This is a genomic window from Streptomyces sp. NPDC003038, from assembly GCF_040611115.1.
Taxonomy (GTDB): Bacteria; Actinomycetota; Actinomycetes; order Streptomycetales; family Streptomycetaceae; genus Streptomyces.
In genome coordinates, this window is record NZ_JBEXNN010000029.1 from 1 (window position 1) to 26,528 (window position 26,528).

25 protein-coding genes and 5 pseudogenes are annotated in these 26,528 nt (G+C 70.5%); 17 read left to right on the top strand and 13 right to left on the bottom strand.

The window, feature by feature from the left end:
- The 3 genes and pseudogenes from ABZX75_RS27270 to ABZX75_RS27280 all read left to right on the top strand — a co-directional run.
- Nucleotides 1–263, top strand: a pseudogene (locus tag ABZX75_RS27270) (hypothetical protein); the annotation flags it as partial.
- A pseudogene (locus tag ABZX75_RS27275) lies at nucleotides 260–960 on the top strand (response regulator transcription factor). The pseudogenes ABZX75_RS27270 and ABZX75_RS27275, both read left to right, overlap by 4 nt.
- A 167-nt stretch (nucleotides 961–1,127) precedes the next feature.
- Nucleotides 1,128–2,174 (top strand): DUF2330 domain-containing protein, encoded by a 1,047-nt coding sequence (locus ABZX75_RS27280; protein ID WP_355415149.1) that lies wholly within the window; start codon nucleotides 1,128–1,130, stop codon nucleotides 2,172–2,174.
- Nucleotides 2,175–2,180: 6 nt separating this feature from the next.
- On the opposite strand, the gene ABZX75_RS27285 is transcribed toward ABZX75_RS27280, so the two are convergent.
- The 4 genes from ABZX75_RS27285 to ABZX75_RS27300 form a co-directional block, all read right to left on the bottom strand.
- A complete protein-coding gene (locus ABZX75_RS27285) occupies nucleotides 2,181–3,014 on the bottom strand; it encodes a hypothetical protein (RefSeq protein WP_355415021.1) in 834 nt (277 codons plus the stop codon).
- A gap of 248 nt (nucleotides 3,015–3,262) precedes the next feature.
- Nucleotides 3,263–4,168, bottom strand: a complete 906-nt coding sequence (gene surE, locus ABZX75_RS27290) for a 5'/3'-nucleotidase SurE (RefSeq protein ID WP_355415023.1) — start codon at nucleotides 4,166–4,168, stop codon at nucleotides 3,263–3,265.
- Nucleotides 4,169–4,312: 144 nt separating this feature from the next.
- A complete protein-coding gene (locus ABZX75_RS27295; RefSeq protein WP_355415025.1) occupies nucleotides 4,313–5,602 on the bottom strand; it encodes an MFS transporter in 1,290 nt (429 codons plus the stop codon).
- Nucleotides 5,603–6,851: 1,249 nt separating this feature from the next.
- Nucleotides 6,852–8,093 carry an amidohydrolase family protein gene (locus ABZX75_RS27300; protein ID WP_355415151.1) on the bottom strand — a complete coding sequence of 414 codons (1,242 nt, stop codon included), beginning with the start codon at nucleotides 8,091–8,093 and terminating at the stop codon, nucleotides 6,852–6,854.
- A 799-nt stretch (nucleotides 8,094–8,892) separates the two neighbouring features.
- Between ABZX75_RS27300 and ABZX75_RS27305 the strand changes: the two genes are divergently transcribed.
- Complete coding sequence (locus ABZX75_RS27305; RefSeq protein ID WP_355415027.1) at nucleotides 8,893–9,939, top strand: alpha/beta fold hydrolase; 1,047 nt, start codon at nucleotides 8,893–8,895, stop codon at nucleotides 9,937–9,939.
- A gap of 107 nt (nucleotides 9,940–10,046) precedes the next feature.
- Here the strand turns inward: ABZX75_RS27305 and ABZX75_RS27310 are convergent, their stop codons facing one another.
- Nucleotides 10,047–10,313: a hypothetical protein gene (locus ABZX75_RS27310; protein ID WP_355415029.1), complete on the bottom strand. Its 267-nt coding sequence runs from the start codon at nucleotides 10,311–10,313 to the stop codon at nucleotides 10,047–10,049.
- A 553-nt stretch (nucleotides 10,314–10,866) separates the two neighbouring features.
- Between ABZX75_RS27310 and ABZX75_RS27315 the strand changes: the two genes are divergently transcribed.
- The 7 genes and pseudogenes from ABZX75_RS27315 to ABZX75_RS27345 all read left to right on the top strand — a co-directional run.
- Complete coding sequence (locus tag ABZX75_RS27315) at nucleotides 10,867–12,786, top strand: hypothetical protein (RefSeq protein ID WP_355415031.1); 1,920 nt, start codon at nucleotides 10,867–10,869, stop codon at nucleotides 12,784–12,786.
- Nucleotides 12,787–12,830: 44 nt separating this feature from the next.
- Nucleotides 12,831–13,598: pseudogene (locus tag ABZX75_RS27320) on the top strand (IS110 family transposase); the annotation flags it as partial.
- A 109-nt stretch (nucleotides 13,599–13,707) separates the two neighbouring features.
- The gene (locus ABZX75_RS27325) at nucleotides 13,708–14,085 is read left to right on the top strand and encodes a hypothetical protein (protein ID WP_355415034.1); all 378 of its coding nucleotides are present in this window, start codon (nucleotides 13,708–13,710) and stop codon (nucleotides 14,083–14,085) included.
- Between the two features lie 773 nt (nucleotides 14,086–14,858).
- A complete protein-coding gene (locus ABZX75_RS27330; protein WP_355415036.1) occupies nucleotides 14,859–15,026 on the top strand; it encodes a hypothetical protein in 168 nt (55 codons plus the stop codon).
- On the top strand, nucleotides 15,020–15,349 hold the full coding sequence (locus ABZX75_RS27335) for a hypothetical protein (protein ID WP_355415038.1): 330 nt from the start codon (nucleotides 15,020–15,022) through the stop codon (nucleotides 15,347–15,349). Before ABZX75_RS27330 ends, ABZX75_RS27335 begins: the two co-directional genes overlap by 7 nt.
- Before the next feature lie 978 nt (nucleotides 15,350–16,327).
- Nucleotides 16,328–16,531 carry a cold-shock protein gene (locus ABZX75_RS27340; protein WP_215030177.1) on the top strand — a complete coding sequence of 68 codons (204 nt, stop codon included), beginning with the start codon at nucleotides 16,328–16,330 and terminating at the stop codon, nucleotides 16,529–16,531.
- Between the two features lie 99 nt (nucleotides 16,532–16,630).
- Nucleotides 16,631–16,945: pseudogene (locus ABZX75_RS27345) on the top strand (DUF4158 domain-containing protein); the annotation flags it as partial.
- Nucleotides 16,946–17,226: 281 nt separating this feature from the next.
- Here ABZX75_RS27345 and ABZX75_RS27350 read toward each other — a convergent pair.
- Nucleotides 17,227–17,412 (bottom strand): hypothetical protein, encoded by a 186-nt coding sequence (locus tag ABZX75_RS27350; RefSeq protein ID WP_355415040.1) that lies wholly within the window; start codon nucleotides 17,410–17,412, stop codon nucleotides 17,227–17,229.
- Between the two features lie 149 nt (nucleotides 17,413–17,561).
- Between ABZX75_RS27350 and ABZX75_RS27355 the strand changes: the two genes are divergently transcribed.
- Nucleotides 17,562–17,870 (top strand): Tn3 family transposase, encoded by a 309-nt coding sequence (locus ABZX75_RS27355; protein WP_355415042.1) that lies wholly within the window; start codon nucleotides 17,562–17,564, stop codon nucleotides 17,868–17,870.
- Between the two features lie 394 nt (nucleotides 17,871–18,264).
- Here ABZX75_RS27355 and ABZX75_RS27360 read toward each other — a convergent pair whose 3' ends face one another.
- On the bottom strand, nucleotides 18,265–18,882 hold the full coding sequence (locus tag ABZX75_RS27360) for a TetR-like C-terminal domain-containing protein (protein WP_355415044.1): 618 nt from the start codon (nucleotides 18,880–18,882) through the stop codon (nucleotides 18,265–18,267).
- Between the two features lie 68 nt (nucleotides 18,883–18,950).
- On the opposite strand from ABZX75_RS27360, the gene ABZX75_RS27365 reads away from it, so the two are divergent.
- Nucleotides 18,951–20,285: an alpha/beta fold hydrolase gene (locus ABZX75_RS27365; RefSeq protein WP_355415046.1), complete on the top strand. Its 1,335-nt coding sequence runs from the start codon at nucleotides 18,951–18,953 to the stop codon at nucleotides 20,283–20,285.
- Nucleotides 20,286–20,657: 372 nt separating this feature from the next.
- Here ABZX75_RS27365 and ABZX75_RS27370 read toward each other — a convergent pair.
- The 5 genes and pseudogenes from ABZX75_RS27370 to ABZX75_RS27390 all read right to left on the bottom strand — a co-directional run.
- Nucleotides 20,658–21,076, bottom strand: a pseudogene (locus ABZX75_RS27370) (transposase); the annotation flags it as partial.
- 128 nt (nucleotides 21,077–21,204) lie between these two features.
- A complete protein-coding gene (locus ABZX75_RS27375) occupies nucleotides 21,205–21,375 on the bottom strand; it encodes a hypothetical protein (RefSeq protein WP_355415048.1) in 171 nt (56 codons plus the stop codon).
- Between the two features lie 197 nt (nucleotides 21,376–21,572).
- Complete coding sequence (locus tag ABZX75_RS27380) at nucleotides 21,573–21,839, bottom strand: GlsB/YeaQ/YmgE family stress response membrane protein (RefSeq protein WP_355415050.1); 267 nt, start codon at nucleotides 21,837–21,839, stop codon at nucleotides 21,573–21,575.
- Between the two features lie 70 nt (nucleotides 21,840–21,909).
- A complete protein-coding gene (locus ABZX75_RS27385; RefSeq protein WP_355415053.1) occupies nucleotides 21,910–22,182 on the bottom strand; it encodes a twin-arginine translocase TatA/TatE family subunit in 273 nt (90 codons plus the stop codon).
- 78 nt (nucleotides 22,183–22,260) lie between these two features.
- Nucleotides 22,261–22,842: a TerD family protein gene (locus ABZX75_RS27390; protein ID WP_355415055.1), complete on the bottom strand. Its 582-nt coding sequence runs from the start codon at nucleotides 22,840–22,842 to the stop codon at nucleotides 22,261–22,263.
- Between the two features lie 510 nt (nucleotides 22,843–23,352).
- Between ABZX75_RS27390 and ABZX75_RS27395 the strand changes: the two genes are divergently transcribed.
- Entirely contained in the window at nucleotides 23,353–23,511 is a 159-nt protein-coding gene (locus tag ABZX75_RS27395; RefSeq protein ID WP_355415057.1) for a hypothetical protein, read from the top strand.
- A gap of 216 nt (nucleotides 23,512–23,727) precedes the next feature.
- Here the strand turns inward: ABZX75_RS27395 and ABZX75_RS27400 are convergent, their stop codons facing one another.
- Nucleotides 23,728–24,303, bottom strand: a complete 576-nt coding sequence (locus ABZX75_RS27400) for a TerD family protein (RefSeq protein WP_355415059.1) — start codon at nucleotides 24,301–24,303, stop codon at nucleotides 23,728–23,730.
- Nucleotides 24,304–24,565: 262 nt separating this feature from the next.
- Between ABZX75_RS27400 and ABZX75_RS27405 the strand changes: the two genes are divergently transcribed.
- From ABZX75_RS27405 to ABZX75_RS27415, 3 genes are all read left to right on the top strand, one after another.
- Nucleotides 24,566–24,931 (top strand): BlaI/MecI/CopY family transcriptional regulator, encoded by a 366-nt coding sequence (locus tag ABZX75_RS27405; protein ID WP_355415061.1) that lies wholly within the window; start codon nucleotides 24,566–24,568, stop codon nucleotides 24,929–24,931.
- Nucleotides 24,932–25,036: 105 nt separating this feature from the next.
- Nucleotides 25,037–25,438 (top strand): BlaI/MecI/CopY family transcriptional regulator, encoded by a 402-nt coding sequence (locus ABZX75_RS27410; protein WP_355415063.1) that lies wholly within the window; start codon nucleotides 25,037–25,039, stop codon nucleotides 25,436–25,438.
- A gap of 6 nt (nucleotides 25,439–25,444) precedes the next feature.
- Nucleotides 25,445–26,377: a M56 family metallopeptidase gene (locus ABZX75_RS27415; RefSeq protein WP_355415065.1), complete on the top strand. Its 933-nt coding sequence runs from the start codon at nucleotides 25,445–25,447 to the stop codon at nucleotides 26,375–26,377.
- Nucleotides 26,378–26,528: the final 151 nt, after the last annotated feature.

Consider the following 26,528-nt stretch of genomic DNA (forward strand, 5'->3'; position numbering starts at 1 on the left):
GGCCGCTGAGGGGCAGCGGCCCGCGCCGGCACCGCCGTCCGCTACTCCGTGTGCAGCGCCGTGGCGATCGTCATCCGGGCCGCGGAGCGGGCCGGCACCAGGGCGCCGAGGACGGCGATCGCCACGCCCGCCAGGAGCATCGCGGCCAACTGCGCGTCGCCGTCTACGGCGGCGACCTCGACGCGCGCCGCCGCCTCGACGCGCGCCGCCGCCTCGGCGGCGGCTACCGCGTCCGCGCCCGCCTCCCGCTGGACCGGCCGTGACGGCGCCCGCGACGTCCGCGGCGCCCGCTCCCCGGGTGGTGATCGCCGACGACCAGGACCTCGTCCGTACCGGCTTCCGGCTGATCCTGACGGCCTGCGGGATCGACGTCGTCGGCGTGGCCGCCGACGGCGCGGAGGCGGTCGCCGCCGTGCGCCGACTGCGCCCCGACGTCGTACTGCTGGACATCCGGATGCCGAACGTGGACGGCCTGGAGGCCGCCCGGCGCATCCTCGCCGAAACCCCGGACTGCCGGGTGATCATGCTGACCACCTTCGACCTCGACCAGTACGTCTACGCCGCCCTCGCCGCCGGAGCCAGCGGCTTCCTGCTCAAGGACGTCACCCCCGAGCACCTCGCCGCCGCCGTCCGCCTCGGCGGCCCCGGCGACGCCCCGCTCGCCCCCTCGATCACCCGCCGCCTGGTGGAACGCTGCGCTCCGGCCGCCGCCGGGCTCGACCGCGTCCGTACGGCAGCCACCCACCGGGACCTGACGGCACTGACCCCGCGCGAACGCGAGGTGCTGACGCTGATGGGCCACGGCCGCTCCAACGCCGAACCGGCGCGGGAACTGACCCTCAGCGAGGCCACCGTCAAGACCCATGTGGCCGGATCTTCGCCAAGCTCTCGCTCCGCGACCGCGTCCAGGCGGTGGTCCTCGCCTACGAGACCGGCCTGGTCACCCCGGGTTCCCCGTAGTCACACAGCTGCGCCGGAAGAAGGGGAATGCGGGGAACCGGATGCCGCGGGCGGTCGTCTGAGACCCCGTGTGGACGAAACGAAGAATATTGGCGCTGCTGTTCGCCCTGCTCGCGACGCAGCTGGGATCGCTCATCAGCCCGGCGTACGCCTGCGGGTGCGGGGCGATGATCCCCGACGGCCAGTCCGCGATCGCGGTCGACCAGGAGACCTCCGTCGTGCGCTGGGACGGCCGTACGGAGCAGATCGTGATGCGGTTCACCGTCCGCGGTGACGCCCAGCGGGCAGCTTGGATCATGCCGGTGCCGGGACGGGCGACGGTGGAGCTGAGCGACCCGAAGATCTTCAGCGAGCTCGACCGGCTGACCCTGCCCGAGCGCAAGACCCGTAGCTACTTCTGGCCGCGGAACCATGACTGGCCCTTCTCCCTCGGGCACGTCGACGGCGCCGCCGCCGCGCCCCCCGGGAGTAGCGAGCCGTCGGTCGGCGTCGTCGGCCGGGAGCAGCTGGGCGACTTCGACGTCGCGCGGCTGACCGCCACCGACCCGGAGGCCCTGCGGAGCTGGCTGGAGACCAACGGCTTCCGGCTGCCCGAGCGGCTCAGCACCGAACTCCAGCCTTACGTCGACCAGAAGTGGGAGTACGTCGCCGTGCGGCTCGCCCCCCGGCAGCAGGGCAAGCCCCTGCGGGGGAACCTGGACCCGCTGAAGATCCGCTTCGAGAGCGACCGGCTCGTCTACCCGATGCGGCTGTCCCGGATGGCCAAGAACCAGCAGGCCCTGAGCCTGTACGTCTTGGCCGACCACCGCATGGAGCCCCGCTCCCGGATCGGCGGATCCGCACCCGAGGTGACCTTCGCGGGGAGCATCACCCCCCAGGGCGGCTCGCTCGCCGAACTCGCGGACGGCAAGCGGGTCTTCCTGACCGCGATCGACCAGAAGTTCCCGGAACCGAGCCGCATCGACGGCGACCACGAACTGCGCGCCACCGCCAAGGACACCCCGTACCGCCGTACCGTCTACCGCGACAGGCTGCTCACCGTGGGGAACGACGTCCCGGTCTGGCTCCTGACGGTTGCGGGCGTCCTCGTGGCCGCGACGGTCTTCGCCGTGATCCGCCTGCGCGGCCAAAACCGTCCGCGCCGCTCAGCCGACGGCCCCGATCCCGAGTCCCGCCTCGACCAGGACATCCACGCCGCACCGGACCGCGGCTGAGGCCCGTCACCACTGACCCGCGGGGCGGGAGGCGTGCAGGACCGCGTGGTAGTGCCCCTCGCTCTCCCGGCCCGCGGGGTCCAGACCCATGGCGCGGACATGCTCCACGGCCCGCTGCTGCTCGGCGGCGTCGGTGAAGCGGCGCTGCGGGAAGGTGTGACCGCTGGTGCGGGTGCACAGCCCATGGCGTTCCAGTACGGCGGCGAAGGGCCCGTAGTCGATCGAGCGCAGGGCGAACGCCGCGACCCACACCCCGGGCCCGGCGTGGGTGAGCAGGGTCTCGAAGGTGCGCGGGCCGATGTAGCCGATCCCGCCGGTGACGGTGATGAGGCGTACGGGCGCCAGCGCGGCCGCCAGTTCGCCGCTCGCGGGATTCCGTTCGAGGTTCTCCGCGTACGCGGCGTCCAGCAGGCCCACCGCACAGCCGTACCCCACCGCCCGCCGGGACACATCGAGGCCGACCACGGTGAGGGGACCGGCGTCTTCGCGGCGGCGGGAGGCGTAGAACTCCTTGTCCGCGTCGATCAGTTCCCGTGTGGACAGGCCGCCGGTCGCCGGGCCGGTGTAGCGGGCGTACAGCTCCTCCAGGGTGACGTCGTACTTCAGGAGGGCCGCGTTGATCCCGTACGAGGAACACACGTCGAGCACGGTCACCGGCTCCGCGCCGTCGCCGCCCAGGCGCGCCACCGCGCTGCGGAAGTGCGGCTGGGCGTGGTGCGGGATGCGGTAGTCCAAGGGGCGCAGGCCCGCGAAGTACGTACGGGGATCCGGCTGGTCGTAGAGCTCGTCGAAGCCGCTCTTGCTCCAGCCGTGCTGCGTGCGCACGGCATCCGCTGTCATCGGCCGTCCCTTCGCGGTCGGTGTCCGTCAGCCCGCAGGCATAACGCCGACGCGCGGCGGACGGTAGCCCGCCCCCGGCGCGACGGCCTGAAACCGACGCTCACGTGCACTCCGCGCGGGCCGCATGCGCACCGCTACCCGCGTACGGGCAGTACGGGGCGACCGCGCTGTCCCCGGCGGCAGTTGAGACCCTTGACCGGGGGAGCGGCGGTGTGTGGGTAGCCGCCGCGCCCCCGGCCTGGAGTGGGCTACGGGCGGAGCCCGGCGACCAGCGTGGAGGTCACGGCGTAGTCGGCCGGGCCCGTGTTCCAGTCGGCGTTCATCGGGCTGACGGCGATCCTGCCCGCGCTCACGGCCTCGACGTCGCCGCCCTTGGCGGCGGGTCGCAGGGTCACCTTCACGCTGACCTTCCAGGTGCCGTCGCCGGAGTCGGTGAAATCCGGCTCCAGAAGCGTCTGCGGGTCCTGGAAGGTCGAGGCCACACCGGCGGCGGTGCCCTTGCCGTCCGTGCCGATGACGGGATGGTTGACGTTCAGGCCGACGCCCTCGGGCAGCAGCGGCCCGGAGCGGGCCCGCGCGCGCAGCCGGTCGATCAGCTTGACGGCGAAGCCGAGCGTGGGATCCATCGCATTGACGGTGGTGACCGGATCGGGTGCGGTGAGGCCGCCGGTGCTCAGGGCGATGGCCGGCACACCCGACTCCAGCGCAGCGACGGCGCCGCCGACCGTACCGGAATGGGTGGCGAGCCCGGCGACGTTCGGGCCGAAGTTGGTGCCGGAGACCACGAGGTCGGGAGCCTCGTCGGCGAAGACCTCGGCCAGCCCGAAGGCGACCGAGTCACCCGGGGTGCCGTCCACGGCCCAGACCTTCGGCTCGGGATGCTTCACCGTGACGGTGGTCGCGCTCATGATCTTCGTACCGGTGCCGCTCTGGTTGGTGAGCGGGGCGACGATCGTGACGTCGTGCCCGGCGGAGGTCAGGTACGCGAAGGCCTTGCGGATGCCGGGCGCGCTGTAACCGTCGTCATTGGTGAGCAGGATCCGCAGGGGTCGGACGGGCGCGGTCTGCGGGGAGGCGACGGCGGGCGCCGTACCGGACAGGGCGGGCGTGCACAGCAGCAGGGCGGTCAGCGGCAGAACTCGCTTGTGTCGCACGGAGTGCTCCTTCACGGGCGGAGAGAGGGGAGGAAGGGGAGAGGCGGGAGAAGAAGTGAGGGGAAGAAGTGGGGGAGCGGAGGGGGCAGGAGGGGGCAGGAGGGGGCAGGAGGGGACAGGAGGGGACAGGAGGGGGAAGGAGGATCAGCGGACGCTGCGGATCGGCAGGATGGCCAGCGCGCCGATCAGCGAGAGGGCCCCGCCGACGAGGAAGAGCGGCGTGTATCCGCCCAGCCCGGTGACGACGGCGGCGGCCACGAAGGGGGCGATGACCTGCGGCCCGGCGTTGGCGATGTTCAGGACGCCCATGTCGCGGGCGGCGTCCTCGGCGCGGGGGAGTACCAGGGTCACCAGCGCGGTGTCCACGGCCATGAAGCAGCCGAAGGCGAGGCCGTTGAGCGCGCTGAAGACGAGCATCCCGGTCCAGGTCGGGCTGATCACGGGGACCGCCATCACGAGGCCTGCCAGGGCGGCCGAGACGCCGACGAACACCTTGCGGCGGTTCCACCGGTCGGACAGGAGGCCGCCCACCACGGTGGATACGGCCATCGCGACCATCGACACCGGGGTGAGGACGGCCATCGCGGCGGGAGGGGTCAGCCCGCCGGGCAGGGCGATGTGGTCGTCGAGGATGTACAGCTGGTAGCCGACGACGGAGAAGTAGCCGAGGACCATCAGGGCCCGTCCGATGAAGGCCCAGCGGAAGTCGTGGTGGGCCAGCGCCGAGAGGAAGACCGCCATCGGGGAGCCCTGGGGTGGGGCCGGCGCGATGGGGGCGGCGGCGTCCGCCGCGTGTGCCGCACCGGCCGGTTCGGGCTTGGGGCGCGGTATGTCGCGGCAGAACGTGGTAAGCAGCAGCGCGGCCGCGGCGACGATCGCGCCGAAGACGAGGTAGCCGGTGCGCAGATGCTCCGCGGTCTGGGAGGCGACGAGTACACCGACCGTGCCGCCGATGGGCAGGCCCAGACCCACCAGCGCGGACGCGGTGCCGCGGCGGGCGGCAGGGACCCGGTCGGGCACGATCGCGGTGACCGCGGCCTGGTAGACGTTCATGGTCGCCTGGATCAGGCACCAGCCGATGCCGACGAGCAGCGCGGTGGTGACGCTGCCGAGGAAGGCCAGACCGGCGAGTGAGGCGAGGGCGCCGCCCACGATCCAGGGGCTGCGGCGGCCGCTGCGGTCGGACAGGGCTCCGGCGATCGGATTGAAGGCGGTCGCGAAGATCGCGCTGATGCCGCCGATCAGACCGAGTACGGCGACCTTGTTGTCGGGGTCGATCGCGGCCACCTGGGTGGGCAGCAGCACGGAGCCGACACCCATGTAGACGGCGAGCATGGCGGAGTTGGCGACCAGCAGCAAGGGCAGGAGCCCTCGCTGGCGGGGAGGTTCCGCATGAGCGGGGACGGGCGGATCGGCGATGCCGTTCGTGGCCATGACGACTCCTCGGGGACGGAGCGGGGAGGTGGCTGGGTGTGGCGGGGACGTGGCAGGGGTGCGCTACGCGAGGCGTGGCACGACATGTTGTTACACGTGTCACCATCGGTGCTGGAGACTGTGTAGCACCCATTCGGAGGCGCCGCCAGGGTCTGGGAGCTGTCGTGGTGCAGATCGTGACCGGGTGGAGATCCGGCCTGCGATGACGTGTAACCACGCCTTCACGGTCTTCGGGGCTCGGCACACCGCTGAGGGGCCTCCGCGAACATTCCCCCGAAGGCCTCCCCGCGGCCCCCGGCGCCACTCAGCGGCCTCACCGCCGTCCTCGACCGGCCCGTCGGCCCCGGTCCGGCCATGGCCCCACGGAGCGAGCGGGCCCCGGCTCGGCGGAACGCGGTCCGGCCCTGCCCCTACGGAGTGACGGACGTCTGGGCGTGGTCAGGCGCCCGCGCTGCGGGTTGCCCCGCCCTCCGTACGGCGGTCCTCACCAACCCGCATGCCCGTGGTGCAGGCCCTGGAGCTGACTGGCCGGCCGCTCGCGCCCGCCGCAGTCGTGGGTGCTGGTATGAACGGCGGCTCTTATCCTCCGGCGGGTGTTCGGAGTCGTGGCGCTGGCGACCGCCCTCCAGAACCATTCGCATCGCCGGGGGACGGATTCGCAGACGACCGTGCCGGCTGGGTAGGTCGGTTGGGCGCCGGTCGGTACTGGCCCTGATGTCCGCCGCGCCCGCTCTGGGGGCGCCGAAGACGCCGGTTCCGGTTGCCGTGGCTGCACGGAACTCCCGTGGCCATCAGCCCGTTGGCAACGTGAAGCTGCGGCCCAAGCCGGGCGGGGCGGGCGTTGGCCTGCTCATGTCCCGTGACACGGTGATCGTCCGGGCGGACGGTTCCGCTGGTACCGGGCGTGGCGGCTGCGCGGGCAGGTGGCCGTACCCCTAGTGCTGTGACCGGAAAGGTGCACCGGCCCGCGACGCCCGGCACGGCACCTCGCTGCACTGCGTTCGCTGCGCTCACTGCGTCTCGGCTCCTCTTCGAGGACCTTGGAGGCCGAGCTGTCGGACCGCGCGAGTACGGCCGAGTACGAGCTGTGGCCCTCCGCCTTGCGATGCAGCTCGGCATCCGAAGGATGGGGCGAAGAGCCGAGACGGAGCGAGCGAAGCGAGTGCAGTGCACCGGACGCCGCGGGCTTAACGGCAAACCTTTCCGGTCACAGCACTGGCCCGCGACACTCCGAACCATCCTGCGTCAGTCAGGACTCGGAGCGAAGCCGGGCGGCCGCGGCTTCCGCTTCCCGTACGACGCGTTGGGGGTCGACGTCGACGAGGTGGCCGTCGAGCTTGAGAGGCCGGCCGTTCACGAAGACCGCGTGGACGTTCTCCGGACGGCCGTTGAAGACGATCTGGTTGACCCAGTCGAAGCGCGGCGCGAAGTTGAGCGCGGCTGGGTTGATCACGATGACGTCGGCCAGCTTGCCGGGGGTCAACGAGCCGACCTTGTCGGCCAGCCCGATCGTTTCGGCGCCGCCAAGGGTGGCGGCCCTCAGCACGTCGTCGACTTGGGGGAACCCTGAACTCTGCAGCGAGCGTGCCCGCTGGAGCCCGATGGCCGTCTTCATGAGCGCGAAGAAGTCCGAGGTGTCGTTGGTGCCGCCGTCCTGGCCGAGCCCGACTTTTACGCCACGCCGGCCGAGGTCCGACAGCCGCATGATTCCCGAAGCGAGCCGCATGTTGCTCATCGGACAGTGCGAGACTCGTACGTCGTGCGCGGCCACCGCCGCTATCTCCTCGTCGGTGAGATGGATCGCGTGGTTCATCAGCAGTCGCGGACCCAGCGCACCGATGTCGGTGAGGACGCCGATCGGGTCGTCCGCGCGCTGCTCGGCACGCTCGAGGACGTGGCTGTTCAGCATGACGCCGAGGTCTTGGGCCAGCTCCCAGTGAACTTGGTTGAGGCCCTGGATGGCCCGCGCGGCATGCGTGGCGACCTGCGCCGAGGCGAGCGGTACGGGGTCGATGAGTTCCTGCTTGGCCCGCCTGATCAGCTCGGCATCCCGCTCGGCCTGAAACATCGCGTAGGTGAATCGCACGCCTGTATCGGTCAGGGCCCGCACGTACTGGGCGGTCGTGTCGTAGGGCAGGGCGTCCACCCAGTCCACGAGCGTGGTCACGCCGGACTGCACAGAATCAAGGGCGCCGAGGCGGACGAAGCGGTACATGTCTGCCGCCGCTATTCGGGAGAACGTCGCCCGGTTGCAGTCCGCCAGCCACCCGAAGAGGTCGCGGTCTGCGCAGCCCCCGCGCATGGACGACTGCCACAGGTGGGTGTGCACGTCGACGAAGCCCGGCATCACCAGCTTTCCGCTGACGTCGATCACCTGTGTGCGGGACGGTGCCGGAAGCCGCTTGCCGACCGCCGCGATGGCCCCGTCCCGTATGAGGACGTCCGCGTGTTCGATCGCGCCCAGGTGGCCGTCGCCGAGGGCGGGGTCCATGGTGAGCACGAGCGCGGCGTTCCTGAGGACAGTGGCCGGCCCCGGCCACGGCCCCGGCGGCGTTCCGCCTCGCGGCTGCGTCCGCCCGGAACCGAGGACGAACGGCACCGCGGCGGCCATCCCCAGGCCGACCAGAACGCCGCGGCGGCTCGGTGCTCCCGGAATCGGTGTGATCGCCGGGGCTTCGGCCAAGAGGTCGGCCGAGGCGGACGGTTGCGGATCGGCGACCCCGACGTCGGCCTGGAGCGGATCCGATCGGTGTGCGGTTGAGTCCGGTGAGGTGGCTGAGGCGGCGCCGGGACATTCGCCAAACATGTCCATGTCGTGTTGCCTCCCAACGAACAGGGGGATTGCCGCTTCCCGGCACCGATGCGACGAACCGTCAGGTGCCGGCAGTGTGGATAGCCAAATGGTCCGTCAGGCGAGGGTCTTTCCGATAGAGCTGCGTCAACGTTTTGTGGAAATTGAAGGGGTGGGGCTGACGGGGCTTCTGATCCGCTCTGCCAGGCGGGGTAGCGGAGACCAGCACGAGGAGACGGCCTAGCCGTCGTGGCGTTCAACGACGGCGACCAGGGGGGCGTGGATGCGCGCCATGCGGCCGCGACGCTCTTCGACCGGACCACCGCGGCGACGAGGCGGACCGCCGCCCATGCGGCCTCTCGTTCACGGTGACCGGACGTCGGTCGTGTCACCCACACGAGGAGCGTCAAAGCGACTTCGGCAGTGGACGACATGGTGTGGGCGAGCCTCGGAACATTCCTCCAAGACCCGCATTCATGAGGCACGCCAGGGTGGGGTCATGCGCAGTCACGAGCCCACCGCCACCCCCAGCAATCCCTCACCGGGGAAGTCCACCCCCGAGGCGCCCCTGGAAGCACTCCCGCCAGAGGCGAACGGGACCACATCGCCCTCCGCGCGCCCCAGGAACCGGCGCCGCAGGACGGTCAGGATCGCTCTGGCGGTCCTGACCGTCCTGGTCGCGCTGCTCGCGGCGAACGCGGTGCTGGTCTCCAAACAGACCAGGCAGGCCGCCGGCGACCGCATCGTCCGGCTCGACGGCGGGGACGTCCACATCGTCGAGAGCGGGCCGCCGACCGCGCCCGCGCTGGTGCTCATCCACGGCACCGCCGGGTCCACCCACTGGTGGGATCCCGTCATGCCGATGCTGGGTGTCCATCACGTCGTCCGGATCGACCTCCTCGGACACGGCGGCTCGGCGAAACCGGCAAGCGGCTACAGCGTCCCGGAGCAGGCGCGCCGCATAGGCGCCGTCCTCGACCGGCTCGGCATCGGCCACGCGGCCGTGGTCGGCCATTCCCTGGGCGGTATGGTCGCCACCTCTCTCGCCGATCAGCGGCGCGACCTGGTGGGCTCCCTGACCGTCATCGATACGGGCCCCCGCAATGATGCCTTCCTCGCAGACAGCGCCGCCGGCCATCTCCTACGTGTGCCTGTCATCGCCCAGCTGCTCTGGCAGCTGCGCGACTCGGCCATACGGGACGGGCTGGCCACCGCCTTCACCCGCCCGGTCAAGATCCCGGACCAGATCGTCGACGACGTGCGCGGCATGACCTACCGCAGCTACACCTCGACGGACCGGGCGTCCTCGGCGTACCTGCGGGAACGCGCCATGCCGGACCGGCTGGCCGGTCTCGGGCTGCCGGTCATGGTGATCTACGGCACCAGGGACAAGCGGTGGCTGCCAGCCTCCTACGAGAGCTACGCGGGGGTTCCCAGGGCCAGAATCGAGCGGCTCGACGGCGTCGGCCACACCCCCATGTTCGAGGAGCCGGCGAGGACCGCAGCCCTCATCCGGGACTTCGCCACCACCGGCACGGCACACTGACCCTGCGGGGCCGCGGGGTTCAACCATGTGCCGCTGTGCATGTGGCCGCGGAGGGTGATCAGTAGGTCTTCGGTGGCAGCTTGGACGTACGTGAATTCAGCGAGTGTTCAGGCGGCGTACGGCGCGGGCTTCAGCGCGTTGGCGGTCAACTCCGTCAGCTGGACGGCGAAGTGGGCGCTCCACTGCCGGCGCTCGACGTCCAGGACGAGAGCGAGCAGTGAGAGGGGGTACTCGTGGGGTTCGAGAGACAGCTCCTCGCGCATTCCGCGGCGGGCGACCTCGTGCAGGTCCGGCGCGTGCCGTCCGGCTGAGTCGATGTGGCGCGAGAGACCTTCGTTGACGGACGCTCCCCACAGACCGGGCCCGGACCGCACGTGGCCGGGCCCGCCGGCTCACGACCAGCAGGTGGTCGGCTGTGACCACGGTGACGCTCACTCCGAAACTGCACTGGAGGAACGCCGGCGCGCGCACGGGCTCTCCTGCTCGGCCTCGGTCTCTGCCCGCCAGGGGGCCATGTCCTCCGGAAGAGCCGCCTCCCCGTTCACGACTTGGAGGCGTACGGCGTACGGCGTACGGCGTCCGGCCCGATGGCGTGGACGCCATCTCCTTCCACGATCAGCGCGGACGTGTTCAGGGGCCCCAGGGAGAACGTCGACCACATCGAGACCGTCCCGTCCTCACGGTAGGTCAGGCTCCGTACAGCGAAGCGCGGCGAGGGGTCTCGACGTGGTCGCCACCTCGACGGCCCCTGCATGGCCCGGTTTCTGCCGGAGCCGGCGAAAGCCTCTGCTGCACTGGTGGGGCCGACTCGAACCGCCCGGGCGGGGCCGCACGACATCGCAGCCAATGACGTGTACGCGGGCGAGGGCCGGTTGCGCCTGGGCTGAGAGCCTTGTCCCACCGCGAGTCGGCGGGGATCATGACCGCGTGCAACACCGAGAGGAACGCCACGAACTGATCCCATGCGCCGGACTCACGGTCGTCGAGGACATGCGCCCGGGCAGCCTGTTCCCGCCGGAGGCCGGCTGGCGGATCGCGCGGGGGATCGCGGCGCCGGACGGCGCGGTCCGGGAAGCGCTCGACGCCGCGTGGTGGCGCCGCCTTGCAGGTGCCGACGGCGAGTTCCTGGTGGCCGTCCTCGGACATCGGATCGGCGGCAACGACTCGTGGTGGACCCGGGTCCACTACGCCGGCGGCGGTGTGCCGGGGCTGACCGGCGACCCAGGGTTCGTGGCGCTCTCCCTCGACGGGCAAGTGCTGCTGGCGGAGGTGCCCGGCGCGGACGGGTCTCGGGTGACGGCCCTCGACCGACTGCCGGAGCGGCTGGAGGAGGCCGCCGCGGCCGCCGGGCGCGAGACGGAGGCCGATCGCGCCGAGGTGTGGGCGGCGGTGCCCGGCCGGCCGGCATGGCCTTTGCACTGGGCGGAGGGGATCGGGTCCAATCCGGCCGCGCCGGACGAGCTGCTGATCCGGCTGCTGGATGTGGAGGTGGGTTTCCTGCACGGCTGCGACCGGCCCGCCGTACTCGACGCCGCCGTGGCGCATCCCGATCCGCGGGTGCGCTCGAGGCCCGCGGACACCTTCCGGCCCAAGCTCACGTCCGATCAGTGGGTACGCCTGGTCCGCGCCGAACCGGCGCCGAGCCGGCGCGTGCTCTGGGCCGAGCATGCCTGCGCCTGGGGCGTCGAACTCGACGGGGACTTGTACGACGACCTCCTCGCCGGCCCGTCCCGCGCTCAGGCCGCCGAACTCCCGGGGCTCCCTGCACACCACCTGCCCAGCCTCGCGGCCGACGCCGATCCCCGGGTGCGGGCGACTGCCTGCGCCCGGTGGGAAGACCTCGCCGCGCCGCTGCGGGCGCGACTGCTGGCCGACACCGACGACGCGGTGCGTACGGCGGCGCTGCTCGCCCACCACACCGGCGTCCCCATGCCTCGCGAGGTCTTTGCCGCGCTGCCCCCGCCCCGGCGTGCGCTCGAACAGTGCCGTTTCTCACCGGAGCTGGAGGAGGAGCTGGTCCGGGACGGGGACGCGGAGGTACGCCGAGCGCTGGCCGCCAACCCGCGGCTCAGTGCACACAGCGTCGCCGTCCTGGCGGAGGACCCATACGACGACATCCGCTCGGCGGTGGCACTGCGGCCCGACCTCAACGAGGAGCAGCGTGCCGCGGTGCGCTACGACTTCGACCCGACGCCGATGTCGCGCACTCTGCCCTGGGTCGAGGGCCTGCACGGTGACGCCGACGCGATGCGCCGCCTCGCCGTATCGTCCCATCCGCTCATCCGCCGAAGCGTGGCCCGTGCCCGGCATCTTCCACCGGACGTCGTGGAGCGTCTGGCGCGGGACGAGGACCGGACGGTCCGCCTGTTCCTCGCCGAATTGTGCGATGACGCGCCGGCCGAGATGCTGCTGGAGGTCTGGCGCTGGTGGGACGGCAGCTTCACTCACCCCGACCGCCCCCGCAGCCACCCCAACTTCCCCCGTACGGGCCTGCTGCGCTACGCCGGCGACCCCGGTGGGCGGATGCGCCGCCTGGCCCTGGACGATCCGGAGTCCACGCCTGCCGACGTCGCACGTCTCGCCCGCGACCCAGAAGCCGAGGTGCGCCGCCGCGCGGCCGAGGACACCCGGCTGTCACCGGCCGACGCGGTGCGGCTGCTGAACGACCCAGCGGCGCACGTCCGCGGGACCGCGATGCGCAATCCGCGGCTGCCGGCCCGCGTCCTTGCCGGGCTGCTGCACGACCGCGACACGGCATGCGCGGCGGTCACCAATCCGGCGATCCCGGTCCCCGTCCTGCACCGCATGCTGGCCGCGGCTGCGGCAGCCGTGGCAGCCCGGCACTGAACACCGCCACCCCGCAGGGCGGCCGTGGCGGTCTGACCCTGGCGGCCGACCGTGTGCGGATGATCAACCGCCTGCGCGACGTGCTGACCGGTGTCTTCCCCGCCCTGGAGCGGGCCTTCGACTACTCGGCCCACAAGGGCGCTCTGGTCCTGCTGACGGGCTACCAGACTCCGGCCGCGATCCGCCGCCGTGGCCGGGCGAGGCTGACGGCCTGGCTGGCCAACCGCAGCGTGCGCGGCGCCGACGCTGTCGCGGCAACGGCGCTTGAGGCCGCGCAGGCCCAGCAGACCGCGCTGCCCGGCGAGGACGTCGCCGAGCAGATCGTGGCCGACCTGGCCGAGCAGTTCCTGGCCCTGGACGACAGGCTGAAGCGCATCGACAAGCAGATCCGCGAGACGTTCCGCACCCATCCGCAGGCCGAGATCATCGAGTCCCTGCCCGGCATGGGCCCGATACTCGGCGCCGAGTTCGTCGTCGCGGCCGGCGACCTGTCGGCCTACGCGGACGCCGGTCACCTGGCATCGGCGGCCGGACTGGTGCCCGTCCCGCGTGACTCCGGGCGGCGGACCGGCAACCTGCACCGGCCCAAGCGTTACAGCCGCCGTCTGCGCCGGGTGTTCTACATGTCCGCGCAGACCAGCATCATCCGCGAGGGCCCGAACCGGGACTTCTACCTCAAGAAGCGCGGCGAGGGCTGCAAACACATCCAGGCCGTCATCGCTCTGGCCCGCCGACGGGCCAGCGTGTTGTGGGCCCTGCTGCGTGACGGGCGAGTCTTCACCTCCGCCCCGCCGGTCACGCAAGCGGCTTGACTTCATCATTGAGACTCCTACGGCACGAATACGCGTGCTGCCGTGACGGACCTCAAGCAGGACGGCATGTCGGTCTACCGAGCCCGGCCAGGCTGTCCTGTCACCCGCCTTGCTCGCAGCGGGACGAGGCGAGGGCATCGCCACCCGTTTCGGCAGCCTCGCCGGCACGATCGAGCCGCGCGAGCTGGCAAGCCCCGGCGAATGGTTCGCCTATGTGCGTCCTCTCGCGACTGCGGACACTGCCAAGATGTGGCCGAGCACCGGATTCGGCACCCCGAAACCCCTCGGCGTCGGCGAAGTGATGTTCGCCAAGCCCTCCTACATCCTTCTCGCCCTCACCGCCTTCATGGGCGCCCTGCCGGTCTCGCCACTGATCGCCGCTGCCGCTCGAGCCGGATCGGACGCCAGAGACCAGCGCACGGCCCTCCTCGAAGCACTCGGCGGCGGGCGCCGCGTCAGAGCGCTGTCAACGCCGGTGAAGCAGTAGTCGCAGTTGGGATCGGCGCCGCCGCCCTCGGCGGGGTAGGTGACACTCGCCTTCCCCTTACCGGTTACACGATCGCCGAAACGGACGCACAGCGGTGGGCGTTGGCTCTGCTTACCGCACCCGCGGTGGCCACGCTCCTCGTCCTGGCCTGCGTGCTTCTCCTGCACCCGCAGCAGGACCGGCGCGACGGTGTCAGACCTCGCCTGTTCAGGACCCGCTTGCCGCGCTGGTGGCCTTACCTTTGTCCCTTCCTGCTGTTCGTGGCAGTGCAGGGGCCCAGGCTGGCGACCAGCTCGGGGATGAGGCTCCTGGTGTACGTGATTGGTGTCGGCGGCACCATCCTCACACTGCCCTCGCTGATCGGGCTCGCTGCCGTGGCGGCAGGTAACGCCCTCGCCTCCATCAGCCACCGGTGGGGCTGGCCTGGAGCCCTGCTGGCCGGACGTTGGGCGGCCGCGTGGCCCGGCGCCACCGTTCGTCTCACGGCAGGGGTGGTCATCGCGTTCGTCCTCGTGGGTCAGACCCAACTCTGGGCCACGGTGTGGACCACACCAAGTCCACCGCCGAGATCAACGGACCATGCACGGCATTGCAGCGCCTGAGCCTGCCCTGCACCCAGGGGGGCGTCAACAATCGATCCCAACCGCCCCGACCCGCGGGTCCATGCACTCGCCACCTGGGACACACCCGGGCAGGGCATCTACGCCAGAGACTCCACACAGCCCGAAGGCCCCACCCTCATACTGATCGGTGACAAGGGCCGGGACCTGTCGGTGCCCGTGATCAAAGCAGCGGCGAACCGGCACCTCGGCATGGCCGTGCCCGTGGAAACCATCGCCGGCTCATGGCTGACCGCAGCGAACATGGACGACCTCAACGGACGATGGGTCATGCTCTACGGGACCTTCGCCGTCATCGTCGTCATCATTCGGTCATGGTGACGAATCTCGCCGAGTTCCTCCGGTTCGCCCGGCAGGTCACCGCGGTCAGCGTTCTCGCCGGAAACAGGACCATTTACTTCAGCACCGCGTTCTTCACCTTGTTCGCACCCCTCGCCGCAGCAGCGCTGATCGGCCTCTTCATGCACCACTGGCTCGCCACTCCCATCCGCGCCGTCGCCTACACCAGCGAGCACACCGAAACCGGAGACATGCTGCTCTACGTTGCGTTGGCCGGAGCCGGGGTCATGGCCGTCATCGTCTGGCTTTGGGGCGCCTGGGGCGCCACACGAATGGCACACGGCTGGCGTCCCTCGGCAGACTGACCAACTCCTGGCCTGCGGGGGTCGGGCTCGGCCATCGCGGTACCGCACCACCACCTGGCCGGCAGCTTCACCCAGCGCGCCGAGGCAATGCAGGGAAACCTACGGGGATCGCGTCGATGTCGGTGCGCGGCTCCAGCCTGCCGGGCGCAGCCGGCTGAGCGAAGGCGACCAACGGCTGGGCGTGTTGGCTGCCGACACGAACCGTTCCTGTGCGCCGCTCGCCCACGCACCCAGAGCCCGGCCGGAGCCCGCAGTCACCCGGCCGGGCTCTGTCGAATCTTGCTTCCGCCGGCTGCCCTGCAGCTTTGCGTTTGACTGAAGACAGGCCGCGCGCCGGACATGGCGAGGCCCCGAGCGCCGACCGGCCCGGGGCCCACACCCAGCTGATCCTGCCTCGCGGATGCTGAGGGAACCGCCAGAATGCACCTAAATCTAGCTGCCCCTGGTCGCCGCGCCGTTCGGAGCCCCGGGGCACCCGCAAGAGCGCCCGACAAAGCTGCCGCCCGGTGCGGTCCATGGCTTTGGCCCCGGAACCGGCACAGGGACGGTCGTGGCGAAACTGCGCGCAACCGGCTCGTCAGGGAAGAGAGTCATGGGATTACGGTTCGCCGGGATGCCCCCGGACACCGGCGGCGAGCGATCGCCCGGACATCCACTGTGCGCTCGACATTATGAACGGGTCCTCTCCGGTGTAGGGGCGTCAAGATCGGCGACCAGCGCTCGCGCGGCCCGCGGCCCACGGCCTGCGGCGACCATGGCGTCACAGTCCTCACAGTGCTCTATGCGTGGGCGTTCTCGTGGAGAGCGGGGAGTTGTCGGTGTAGCGTCAGGGCCAGCTGTCATGGTTCCGAAGTACCGGTCGCGCGTGAGCACGCGTTCACGGGTGATTCTGCTGTTCACAGTCTCTGAGGACCAGGGCGATCACCTCCGGTTCCCGCACGGTGCGGGACCGATTTTCGAGTCCCCTTGGAGGGCAACATGGCTACCGGAACCGTTAAGTGGTTCAACGCGGAAAAGGGCTTCGGCTTCATCGAGCAGGACGGCGGCGGCCCGGACGTCTTCGCCCACTACTCGAACATCGCCAGCTCGGGCTTCCGTGAGCTCCAGGAAGGCCAGAAGGTCAACTTCGACGTCACCCAGGGCCAGAAGGGCCCGCAGGCAGAGAACATCACTCCCGCCTAGACGCACCCTGCGCCCGCCCAGGACACTTCCTGGGCGGGTGCCGTGTGCCGAGGCTCTCTTTCTCCTGGGGAGGGGCCCGCGGCAGGGAGCCTGACGGGCATGGGTACGGCCCCTTTGCACCTATTGCTGAAGTTCTTCGAGGTGGAGGCCCGGTTCCCGGAAGACGCCGGGGAGATCCCGGTGCCGGCGGTGTCGTACGTCGCTCAGCAGGTGAGGGTGCCCGCGGAGGAGTGGGTCGCGTACGACTGGTCTGGGCGGGCGATCAAGCGGCACCGGATGGAGATCCGGGGCGCGTTCGGCTTCCGTGAGTGCACCGAGGAGGACCGGGCCCAGCTCGCCGAGTGGCTGGCGGTCGAGCTGTGCGGTGTGGAACTCAACCGGGACCGGCTCGCGGAGGCGGTGGTGGCCCGCTGCCGCAAGGACCGGCTGGAGCCGCCGGCCCCGGGACAGATCGCCCGGCTAGTGGGCAAGGCGGTCAGCACCTTCGAGGAGCGGTTCTGTGCGGCCACCGGGGGCCGGCTGTCGGCGGCGACCCGGTCCCGGCTGGACGACTTGATCGTCGAGGACGCCGGCACGGACGCTGAAAGCGCGGGCGGCGGGGGCACGTTCTTCACCGAGCTGAAGGCGGACCCAGGGGCGCTGGGGCTGGACAGCCTGGTGGCGGAGGTGAACAAGCTCCAGCGGGTGCGCGGGCTTCAGCGGCCGCCGGAGCTGTTCGCGGACGTGTCGGAGAAGCTGGTGGCGGCCTGGCGGGCGCGGGCGGCGAAGGAGTACCCCTCGGACCTGCGGGCGGCGGCGGGGCCGGTGCGGTACACGCTGCTGTCGACGCTGTGCCATGTGCGGGAGACGGAGATCACCGACTCGCTGGTGGAGCTGTTCATCCCGCTCGTGCAGAAGATCAACACGCGGGCGGAGAAGAAGGCCGAGGGCGAGTTTCAACAAGGAGCTGAGGCGGGTCCGCGGCAAGGAGGGCATTCTGCTGCGGCTGGCGGAGGCGGCGGTCGCGGAGCCGGGCGGCACGGTCCGCAAGGTGATCTATCCGGTGGCCGGGGAGTCCACGCTCGCCTCCATCGTCGGCTTCGCCTTCGCCCACATGCTCGGCTTCAACCTGCTGCCCAGGCTGAAGAACGTCGGCTCGGCACGCCTGTACCGGCCGGCGGCCGGTCAGGACGAGAAGTGGCCGAACCTGGCGCCAGTGCTGGCGACCAAGACCATCGACTGGGATCTGATCCGCCAGCAGTACGACCAGATCGTGAAGTACACCACCGCCCTGCGCCTGGGCACCGCCGAGGCCGAGCAGGCCGACGGGCCCTGTCCCCGGTGTTCTGGACCCACGTGAACCCCTACGGCCGGTTCGAGCTGGACATGAACTCCCACCTCGAAGTGGCCGCAGCAGCGGCGGCCAGGGTTCCCGGCCCTAGTACCGCGCCCGGAACGCCCACTGCCCAGTCGGCGGGTGGCTGGCCGGGTTCGGCCTGAAGTCCCCAGGCCCGGCCGCCCGGCTCTCCCCCCGCTCCAGTACGACCACATGAACTTCCTCGGCCGCTACTCCTTCACTGCGCCTCCGACACCGGGCCCAGGTTCAGTCTTATCGACGTCATTTCACTTGGTGCGTCGGCGGTGGTTGACGAGGCTGGTGGCGATAGCCGTGAGCGGCTGTTTTCCGGCCGGGGCGCCTACGTATCGACTCGACCCTCTGTCGGTCGTGTTCGTGTGTCTGCGGAGTAACCGCTTCACGGCGCCGGGTCCGTGCGTCGAAGGCCAGGGAAGGCGGCGGGGGTTGCCCAGCCGCGTAGTACGGCATCAATCGTTGACCGGAACGCGGTCTCGGCTGCGGTGCCCTCAAGGCCGCCGGCGAGTTCGAGGGTGACGAGCCCGTGCAGGGCGACCCACAACGAGACGGCGATCAGTGTGGTGTCGCCCGCGAGGACATGGTCCGCCACGGCACGGTCGATCGCCGCGACAAGCGGCCGCACCGGGTCGCGGTCGCCGACCCGGGTCGACGGGACGAAGGACTGCGCGCCGCCGAACAACACCGTGTACAGGTGGCGGTGTTCGCGTCCCCAATGGCGATACGCCACGGCCAACGCGTACAGATCCTCCAAAGCGCCCTCCGAGCCAGGAACAGCGGTCAGGTCCTGGAACAGGCCGGCGACCGCCTGGTCGCGCACCTCGCGGATCAGTCCGTCCTTGCCCTGGAACAACGTGTACACCGCCGCCGTCGACGTTCCGGCGGCGGCGGCCAGCGCGCGGACTGTGACCGACTCCTGGGGACGGGTGGCGAACATCTCGGTCGCGCATGCCACGAGCCGTTCTCTGACGGCGACGTCGTTCGTTCTCGGCCTTCCCATGGGGAGCAGTTTAGCCGAGCTGATAACATCGTTTCAAAACAGTGTTTCAAAATGCCGAGGAGATCACCATGCCACCGTCCGTCATACGTCCCTTGCGCCTTGTCGGCCGCCTGCTGGCGGCCGCCGCGGCGGTGGTGGGACTCGTCGCCCTCTTCCTCGCGCTGATCGTCGCCACCGACGGCGTGGGATCGGGGTTCGCCGCATGGTCCGCGACTGTCGGGGTCGCGGCTATCGCGGCGCTGTGGCGGGGCCGCCGCCGCTCCTGGCGGGGACGGCTGGTGCCGTTCCTGCCGGTGCTCGTCGCAGCGGCCCTGACACTGTCGGTGTGCGTCCCGACCGTTCCCACGACGCGCCGCTACCCGCCCGCCCTGGCGTTCGTGACCACCGAGCACTGGAGCCTGTCCACCGGCAGCCGGGTCGCCGTCTACCACTACCCGCCCACCGGCAACAGCCCCCGGCATCGCGTTCCGCTCGTCTACCTCAACGGCGGGCCGGTGCGCGGCATCTCGGTGCTCGACCACCACTTCCTGCAGCGGCTCGCGGGGCAGGGCTACGACGTGTACGCCTACGAGCAGGCCGGCGGTGGACGCAGCGACCTGCTACCCATGGACCAGTACTCGATCACCCGGTCCGTCCATGACCTCGGCGCCTTCGTCGACGAGCTGGGCAAGGGCCGCGCCGACGTGCTGGGATTCTCCTCGGGCGCGGCCGTGCTCACCCGCGCCCTGGCCGATCCGGCCACCGCCGCCCACCTGCGTCGCGCGGTCATCGCCGAGCCAGGCCCGATGGACGGTCCCACCGCCGGGATCACGGGGCAGAAGGGCCGACCGTCGGCCCGCGGCATCGCACCGGCCATGACCGGACCGCGCTCCACACGCGTCCCGCGGTACGCGGTCGCGTTCGGCCTCATGCGGCTCGGACTGCTCAGCCCGGACACTGGCCTGGTAGGACAGGCGGAGGGCGACAATGCCTTCACCGCCGCCGATCTCGGCAGCGACACCGCGTCCGCCTACTGTGCGCAAGACGCGCACCGTATCCCGGTCGAGGACACGGCACGCAACTTCTCCTTCAGCGCTGCCGCCAGCCTCCGCATCCAGCAAACGATCAAAGACTCCCCCTCCATCGCCCCTCAGCTGAGGAACTCCCGGACACCCGCGATGCTGATGATCGCCGAGTGCTCCTCCCAGGTCCGGCAGTGGGCGGCAACCATCCTCGCGAACGACCCCGCCATCCAGCGCACCCAGTACATGCCCGGCGTCGGCCACCACATGTGGAACGGCCTGGGTGACAACGACCAACGAGCAGCAGCCGTCATCACCGCATTCCTCCAAGACGAGCCCGCACCGTTGCCCGACTATCCGACCCGAGCCGACATCCCGGCCTTCCTCCATGACCACAAGTAAGCGGACAGCCCCTGGGCGACGCACCCAAGCTGCAGGGACGAGTTGGCAAGATCCGCCGGGCATGCCTTATCGGTAGCGGCGGCGATGCTAGGCGTCTCTCACGAACGGTCCTTTGCGCGAGCAAGATCAACAACCGGCCGCCGGACCCCGCTCAACCCCCAACCGGCTCGCAGAACCCGTTCTCACTCAAAAGTGGGACGGACCCCATTCTGAGACTTGCATTGTGCGAAAATCCGGATCCATGACAGGCCCTCAGCGGCCCTCCCTGGCCGAACGGTCGGACGCGGACGACGTCGAACAGCACACCTGTCCGAAGTGTGACGCACAGCCCGGCTCGCCGTGCCGCTCGCGCGGCGGCGCGGTCGCCTCCGCCTACCACACCCGCCGCTTCACCATGGTGCCCCGGCTGAAAAAGGCGCTACGGGTGCCCACCCCGGCCGATCGCGGGCCGGGCCGTCCGTGGCGGCCGGGCACCCCGCCGCCAGCACCGATCCGCTCGATCACCCACCTGCGACGGCCCAAACGCTCGCTCGCCTCGATGTCTTTGCATGTGATACGGATGCCGATCCGCTTGCCGCATAGCCATTTCCGCAGTTCAGGTAGATCGTAGGCCTTGTCGGCGTGGAGGCGCTGGGGTTTGAAGTGGCGGCCGCGGTAGGGTCACGTCTCGTTTGCTGACCGAGGAGCATGGGCTTCAGGGCCTGGCTGTCGTGGGTGTCGGGGGCTGAGAGCCCGATGGGGAAGGGCAGTCCGGTCGCGCCCGACAGGACGTGCGTCTTGGAGCCCGGCTTGCTTCACCAGATGTACGACAGTACGCCGGGCGCCGAGTTGTTCGGCATCGAGGACGTTGTGCGCTGAGTGGTCATCTCTCATAGCAGGAGCGAGGCCCTGACGACGCAGAGGGCCTGCGGCGCTGCCCTCACCGGCGACTGGCGTCGGCTCCCAGTATGGCCACGCCCGCGAAGAGGAAGGCCACGCCCACGGCGAGCACGGGGATGCCGGGGCCGGGCAGTACGTAGAGGGCCGCCCCGGCCATCGTGGTAAGCGCCCCGGCTGATGCCAAGACGATCCCCATCCAGGTCTCGGACATGATCTCCCTTGCTTGGCCTGGCCCTGTCGCTGAGCCAGGACCGTATACCGATCTGGTCCTCCGCATACGCGATACGGACCCGAGAGGCGGAACGCACCAGTGATGGGCTGTGCCGGGCGCGGCCGAAGCCGCACGGGACAGCCCTGCTGTGCCATGGGGGGGGGCGGCTGCGTGCCGGACTCACTGACGTCGGCTGTTCAGTTCCGGGAGTGGCCGAAGACGATCCGGTAGGCGATCAGCAGCACCAGGGCGCCGCCGATGGCCGCCCCCCAGGTGATGAGGTCGAAGAAGTGGGTTTCCACGGTTTGGTCGAAGAGGATCTCGGAGAGCCAGCCACCGATGAAGGCTCCCGCGATCCCGATCGGCATGGTGCCTATGAGACCGCCAGGGTCGCGTCCCGGAAGGAGGAGTTTGGCGATCGCTCCGGCCAGGAGTCCGAGAGTGATCCAGCTGATGATGCCCATGGTCGAGGTGGTCCCTGCAGCGGCATGGAAGAGAGGGTGCCGAGGCCCGAAGGCGCCGGGGAAAGGCTGGTCAGTGCCGTGGCGTGCTGGTGCTGTTCGGACCGGTGGACGGGGGGCTGATCACGTCGCTGGGTGCCACTTCGATGACCCGCTTGGTGTTCCTGCCGACAGGCCTCTCACCGGCTGCCTGGGCGCCGCCGCTCTCGTCCTTCATCCCGCGGGCCTCGCTCTTGAGGATGCGGGCCGACTTGCCCATGGAACGGGCCAGTTCCGGCAGCTTCTTCGCCCCGACGACCAGGATGACGATGATGCAAATGATCGCTATCTCACTGATGCCGAACATGGGGTCCTTTCCCTCCGGAAGATGGGGCGCGAAGGCCGGCAGAGGCGGTCGGCTGCGGCCCTGTGCTGCCGGATGTGGTCAGAGGTGGGAGGCAACGGCGGGCAGGAGGTCCTTGAAGGTGCGCCCGTCGGCCGGCTCCCCGATCGCGGACATGTTCCAGCCCGCGGCGGAGCGGTGGACCTTGGCCATGACCTGTGCGGTGTACTTGCCGCCGCCGGAGAGGGTGTAGCGGGCGAGTTCCTGGCCGTTGCTCTCGTCGATGAGGCGGCAGAAGGCATTCTCCACCTCGGCGAAGGTCTGGCCGGTGAAGGAGTTGACGGTGAAGACGATCTGGTCGACGTGTACGGGTACCCGCGCCAGGTCCACGAGGATGGACTCGTCGTCGCCGCCCTGGCCGGCGCCGCCGACGAGGTTGTCTCCGGTGTGGCGTACCGATCCGTCCTTGCTGATCAGCTGCTGGAAGAAGACCACGTCCACCGGGTCCTTGCCCGCGAAGAGGACGGCCGAGGCGTCGAGGTCGATCTCCTTCGCGGTCATTCGGGCGAGGAACCCCTTGCGCGGGGCGGCCTGCCAGCCCAGCCCCATCCGCACCAAGCTCAGTGCGCGGCCTCCGGCCTTCTCGAGGCTGATCTGCTGGCCCTTGCTGAGATTGATTCCCACCGGTGTCCTCCTGGTGTTCAGGGGTCGAAAGGCTGTGGCTCCGCGCCGTGTTGGCGCGACCATCTGAATCTACAGCACTGTAGAACAGGCGGTAGGGGGCACTTTACGAAGGGGCGCAGTTCGGCCTACAGGACTGTCCGAGGCCGTGACGCGGTCGGGTCAGTCCTTCGAGCGGGCGGCGGGGCTGGTGAAGCCCGGCCTCGTGTAGCGGGGAGTGGCGTAGGCGGGGCGGGCCGGCGCCTGCGCAGGCAGGGGGGCGGTCGGGGGGAAGGGGAGCCGAGGTCGAGTTGGGCGCGCAGGAAGGGCAGCGGGGCGCGCAGGACCAGGGCCCGCCGCCATGTTTCACGGGCTGGTCCAGGCTGTGTTGCGGCGTGGGGGTGCGGCCCGGTGGTGTGCGGTGACGAGGAGCAGGCCGGCGCATGCGGCTGCCGTGGCGAGGGCCGCGATGAGGGCGGCGCTCCATCCGGCGCCGGTCAGGGCCTGGGGGAGGGGCTACTGGACTCCGGCCGTGTGGAGGATCCAGTCGAGCAGGAGGAATATCGCGGCCGCGACCGCGGAGAAGGGTGGGGTGAGCAGGGCCAGGGCCGCGAGCAGCCCCGTCCGGCCCAGCCCCGCCTGAATGCGCTCGTCCTCGACTGTGACTTCGGCGCCGAGGGCATCGGCCGCTGAAGCGCCCTGGTGCGCAGCCGGTCGAGGGCTGTGGACGCGTCGGCATGCTGGAGGATCGCAGGGATGTCCGGAGTGATGATCCAGCACAAGTTCGAAATCCGCTCGACCAGGCTCCGCGAGAGGGGCCGACGCGTTCATGGAGACCCCGAATGAGCGAAGGGCATGGACGGTTACACCTGTGGGCGGGCTGGGCCCGCCCATAGGCGCTCTGATGGGTCAGACACCCACGCCGAAGTCGGCTACGATGCCGGACAATCCGGAGGCGTAGCCCTGGCCCACGGCGCGGAACTTCCACTCGGGCCCGTTGCGGTAGAGCTCGCCGAAGACCATCGCGGTCTCGGTGGCGGCGTCCTCGGAGAGGTCGTAGCGGGCGATCTCGGCGCCGCCTGCTTGGTTGACGACGCGGATGAAGGCGGCCCGGACCTGACCGAAGCTGTGGCCGCGACTCTCGGCGTCGTGGATCGAGACGGGGAAGACGATCTTCGTGATGTCGGCGGGCACGGCGGCGAGGTCGATCTTGATGACCTCGTCGTCGCCCTCGCCCTCGCCGGTGAGGTTGTCGCCGGTGTGCTCGACTGAGCCGTCGGGGCTCTTGAGGTTGTTGTAGAAGACGAAGTGCTGGTCGGAGGCGGCTTTTCCGGAGTCGCCCACCAGGATGGCGCTGGCGTCGAGGTCGTAGTCGACGCCGGTGGTCGTGCGCACATCCCAGCCCAGGCCGACCAGGACGGCCGTCAGGCCCGGGGCCTCCTTGCTCAGCGAGACATTGCCGCCCTTGGACAGACTCACACCCATGTCGCATCCCTTTCCCGTAGTGCGCGTCCCGGCCGTTCATCCGGGACGCCGACTGATCTTTAAATCTACAGCACTGTAGAAGCGGTGGGCGGCGTGTCGGGCAGCGGAGATCCAGTTCCCGTGATTTCGACCCGATGTGACTCCCATTCCTGGCACCCAGGCGCGTGAGCGGCGGGAGGGGGGGTGGTGGCCGGGCCGAGAGCCGCCGACGGGAGCGAAAATCGACAATGCCGTAGAAGATGGGGGGCGGAGAGGAGACGGGGTGAACGACGATCCGGGTACCCGGGCCCTGCGTGTTCGCCGGGGTCGAGGTGAGCTGAACGCAAGCGTCCTGGCCGCTCTCGGACGGGCTCCGGGGCCGGTCACCGCCGGCTGGGTGCGCCAGCATGTCGATCCGGCTCTTGCCTACACCACTGTGCCGACGACCCTGACGAGGCTGAAGGCAGCGAGTACGGTGGTCCGCTGTCGTCTAGGCGGTGCCGTGGTGTGGAGTGCCGTGAACGATGGGGCCAGGCTGTCCCTGGACGAGGAACGCTGGCTGCGCACACGTCTCACCGCGTGCGAGGCCGCACGACCCGGGGCAGGCCTACCCGCACGGCGCTCTTTGGATGAGGCGACAGCGGGGTAACAGGGGCCAACGGCCAGATCACGCAGTCTGTACCCAGATCACGCAGTCTGTACGATGAACCGCCCCGTACGAGGGGTTGGGGCGATACGGCGGGAGGTTGACGGCATGACGGACCAGAACACGGGCGGCGCCGAGCATTCCCGCAGGCGCGGGCAGGGCGCACTGGAGGCCGAAGTGCTGACGGCGCTGCGCCAGGCGCCGGGGCCGGCCACCGCAGGCTGGGTGCAGGAGCGGCTCGGGGGCGGTCTCGCCTACACCACCGTGATCACCATCCTCACCCGGCTCCACGCCAAGGGGGCGGTCGCCAGGGAGCGGGCGGGCCGGTCCTTCGAGTGGACGCCGGTCGCCGACGAATCGGGGCTGGCCGCGCTGCGGATGCGCAAGGTCCTGGATGGCGAGAGCGACCGGCAGGCTGTGCTGGCCAGCTTCGTCACCGCGCTGTCCCCCCGGGACGAGCAGCTGCTGCGGGACCTGCTGGCCCAGGCGCCCGAAGAAGGGGAAGACTGACGCCTTATGGGGCTCTTCGTCTTCCTGCCGCTGGTGCTCCCTTTAACGGCATGGCCGATCGCGCGCCTTGCCGAACACCACCTCCATCCGCGTGCCGCCACGTGGCTGCTGACCGTCGTGGCCGCCGTGCTCGCGGTGTGCAGCACCCTGTCCTTGGCGCTGCTGATGGTGGTGGGCACCGCACAGCTGCCCGGCAACCCGCTGCCGGACGGCTGGTCCGACCCGGAGGTACGCGAAGCGGTTCCCTATGACGAGGTGGCGGGCAAGGCCGCCATCCCGGCTCTCCTCGCCGTGCTTGCCTCCTGCGCGTCGGCAACGTGGCGCCACCACCGGGTGCGCCGGCGCAGCGGCCGGGCGCTTGCCGGTCTGCCCGCCACGGCGGTGGCCGTCCTGCCCGACGAGGCGCCCTACGCGTACGCGCTGCCCGGCAGGCGGCGCGACCGCATCGTGGTGAGCTCCGGCATGCTCGCCGCCCTGAACTCACGTGAGCGACGAGCCCTGTTCGCGCACGAGCGGGCCCACCTGACCGGCCGCCACCACCGGTTCCTCCTCATGGTGCAGCTCGCCGCCCGAGCCAATCCCTTCCTGCGACCGCTTCGTTCGGCCGTCACCTACACCGCCGAACGGTGGGCCGACGAAGAGGCCGCCGCCATGGTCGGCAGTCGGCGCACGGTAGCCGTGGCCATCGGGAAGGCATCGCTGATCACCCGGGGCACGCCACTTACCACCCTCGCGGGAATCGCCGCCGCAGGGCCGGTGCCGCGCCGCGTCGCCGCCCTCCTGGGACCCGCACCCGCGGGCCGGGACTGGCCTCCCGCCTTCACCGCAGTCGGCCTCGCCGCCTGGGGCGCGGCGGCCGGCACCACCGCCTCTGCTCTGTCCTCGGCCAACTCCGCCATCACCCTGTTCTTCATCCTCCACGCCGCCACCCCCCTGTAGAGGCCATGCATAGTGCGTCCCAAGGGGCGCCGACGGGTCAAATACACGGGCAGGGCAGGAATCCAGCGACTTGGCAGCGCGCCAGGACGGCCGTCCCATGGCGGATGCCGTACCCGCGGGAGAAGCTGGAAGTACAGGGGCTTCGGTACGC

Excerpts from the sequence above, each read along its gene's own strand:
- ABZX75_RS27285 (WP_355415021.1), bottom strand. The coding sequence starts at position 3,014 with ATGACAGCGGATGCCGTGCGCACGCAGCACGGCTGGAGCAAGAGCGGC.
- ABZX75_RS27375 (WP_355415048.1), bottom strand. The coding sequence starts at position 21,375 with ATGTCCGAGACCTGGATGGGGATCGTCTTGGCATCAGCCGGGGCGCTT.
- ABZX75_RS27365 (WP_355415046.1), top strand. The coding sequence starts at position 18,951 with ATGCCACCGTCCGTCATACGTCCCTTGCGCCTTGTCGGCCGCCTGCTG.
- ABZX75_RS27360 (WP_355415044.1), bottom strand. The coding sequence starts at position 18,882 with ATGGGAAGGCCGAGAACGAACGACGTCGCCGTCAGAGAACGGCTCGTG.
- ABZX75_RS27335 (WP_355415038.1), top strand. The coding sequence starts at position 15,020 with ATGGTGACGAATCTCGCCGAGTTCCTCCGGTTCGCCCGGCAGGTCACC.
- ABZX75_RS27300 (WP_355415151.1), bottom strand. The coding sequence starts at position 8,093 with ATGGACCCCGCCCTCGGCGACGGCCACCTGGGCGCGATCGAACACGCG.
- ABZX75_RS27305 (WP_355415027.1), top strand. The coding sequence starts at position 8,893 with ATGCGCAGTCACGAGCCCACCGCCACCCCCAGCAATCCCTCACCGGGG.
- ABZX75_RS27295 (WP_355415025.1), bottom strand. The coding sequence starts at position 5,602 with ATGGCCACGAACGGCATCGCCGATCCGCCCGTCCCCGCTCATGCGGAA.
- ABZX75_RS27410 (WP_355415063.1), top strand. The coding sequence starts at position 25,037 with ATGACGGACCAGAACACGGGCGGCGCCGAGCATTCCCGCAGGCGCGGG.
- ABZX75_RS27280 (WP_355415149.1), top strand. The coding sequence starts at position 1,128 with ATGATCCCCGACGGCCAGTCCGCGATCGCGGTCGACCAGGAGACCTCC.
- ABZX75_RS27415 (WP_355415065.1), top strand. The coding sequence starts at position 25,445 with ATGGGGCTCTTCGTCTTCCTGCCGCTGGTGCTCCCTTTAACGGCATGG.
- ABZX75_RS27350 (WP_355415040.1), bottom strand. The coding sequence starts at position 17,412 with ATGAACAGCTCCACCAGCGAGTCGGTGATCTCCGTCTCCCGCACATGG.
- ABZX75_RS27400 (WP_355415059.1), bottom strand. The coding sequence starts at position 24,303 with ATGGGTGTGAGTCTGTCCAAGGGCGGCAATGTCTCGCTGAGCAAGGAG.
- ABZX75_RS27340 (WP_215030177.1), top strand. The coding sequence starts at position 16,328 with ATGGCTACCGGAACCGTTAAGTGGTTCAACGCGGAAAAGGGCTTCGGC.
- ABZX75_RS27380 (WP_355415050.1), bottom strand. The coding sequence starts at position 21,839 with ATGGGCATCATCAGCTGGATCACTCTCGGACTCCTGGCCGGAGCGATC.
- ABZX75_RS27385 (WP_355415053.1), bottom strand. The coding sequence starts at position 22,182 with ATGTTCGGCATCAGTGAGATAGCGATCATTTGCATCATCGTCATCCTG.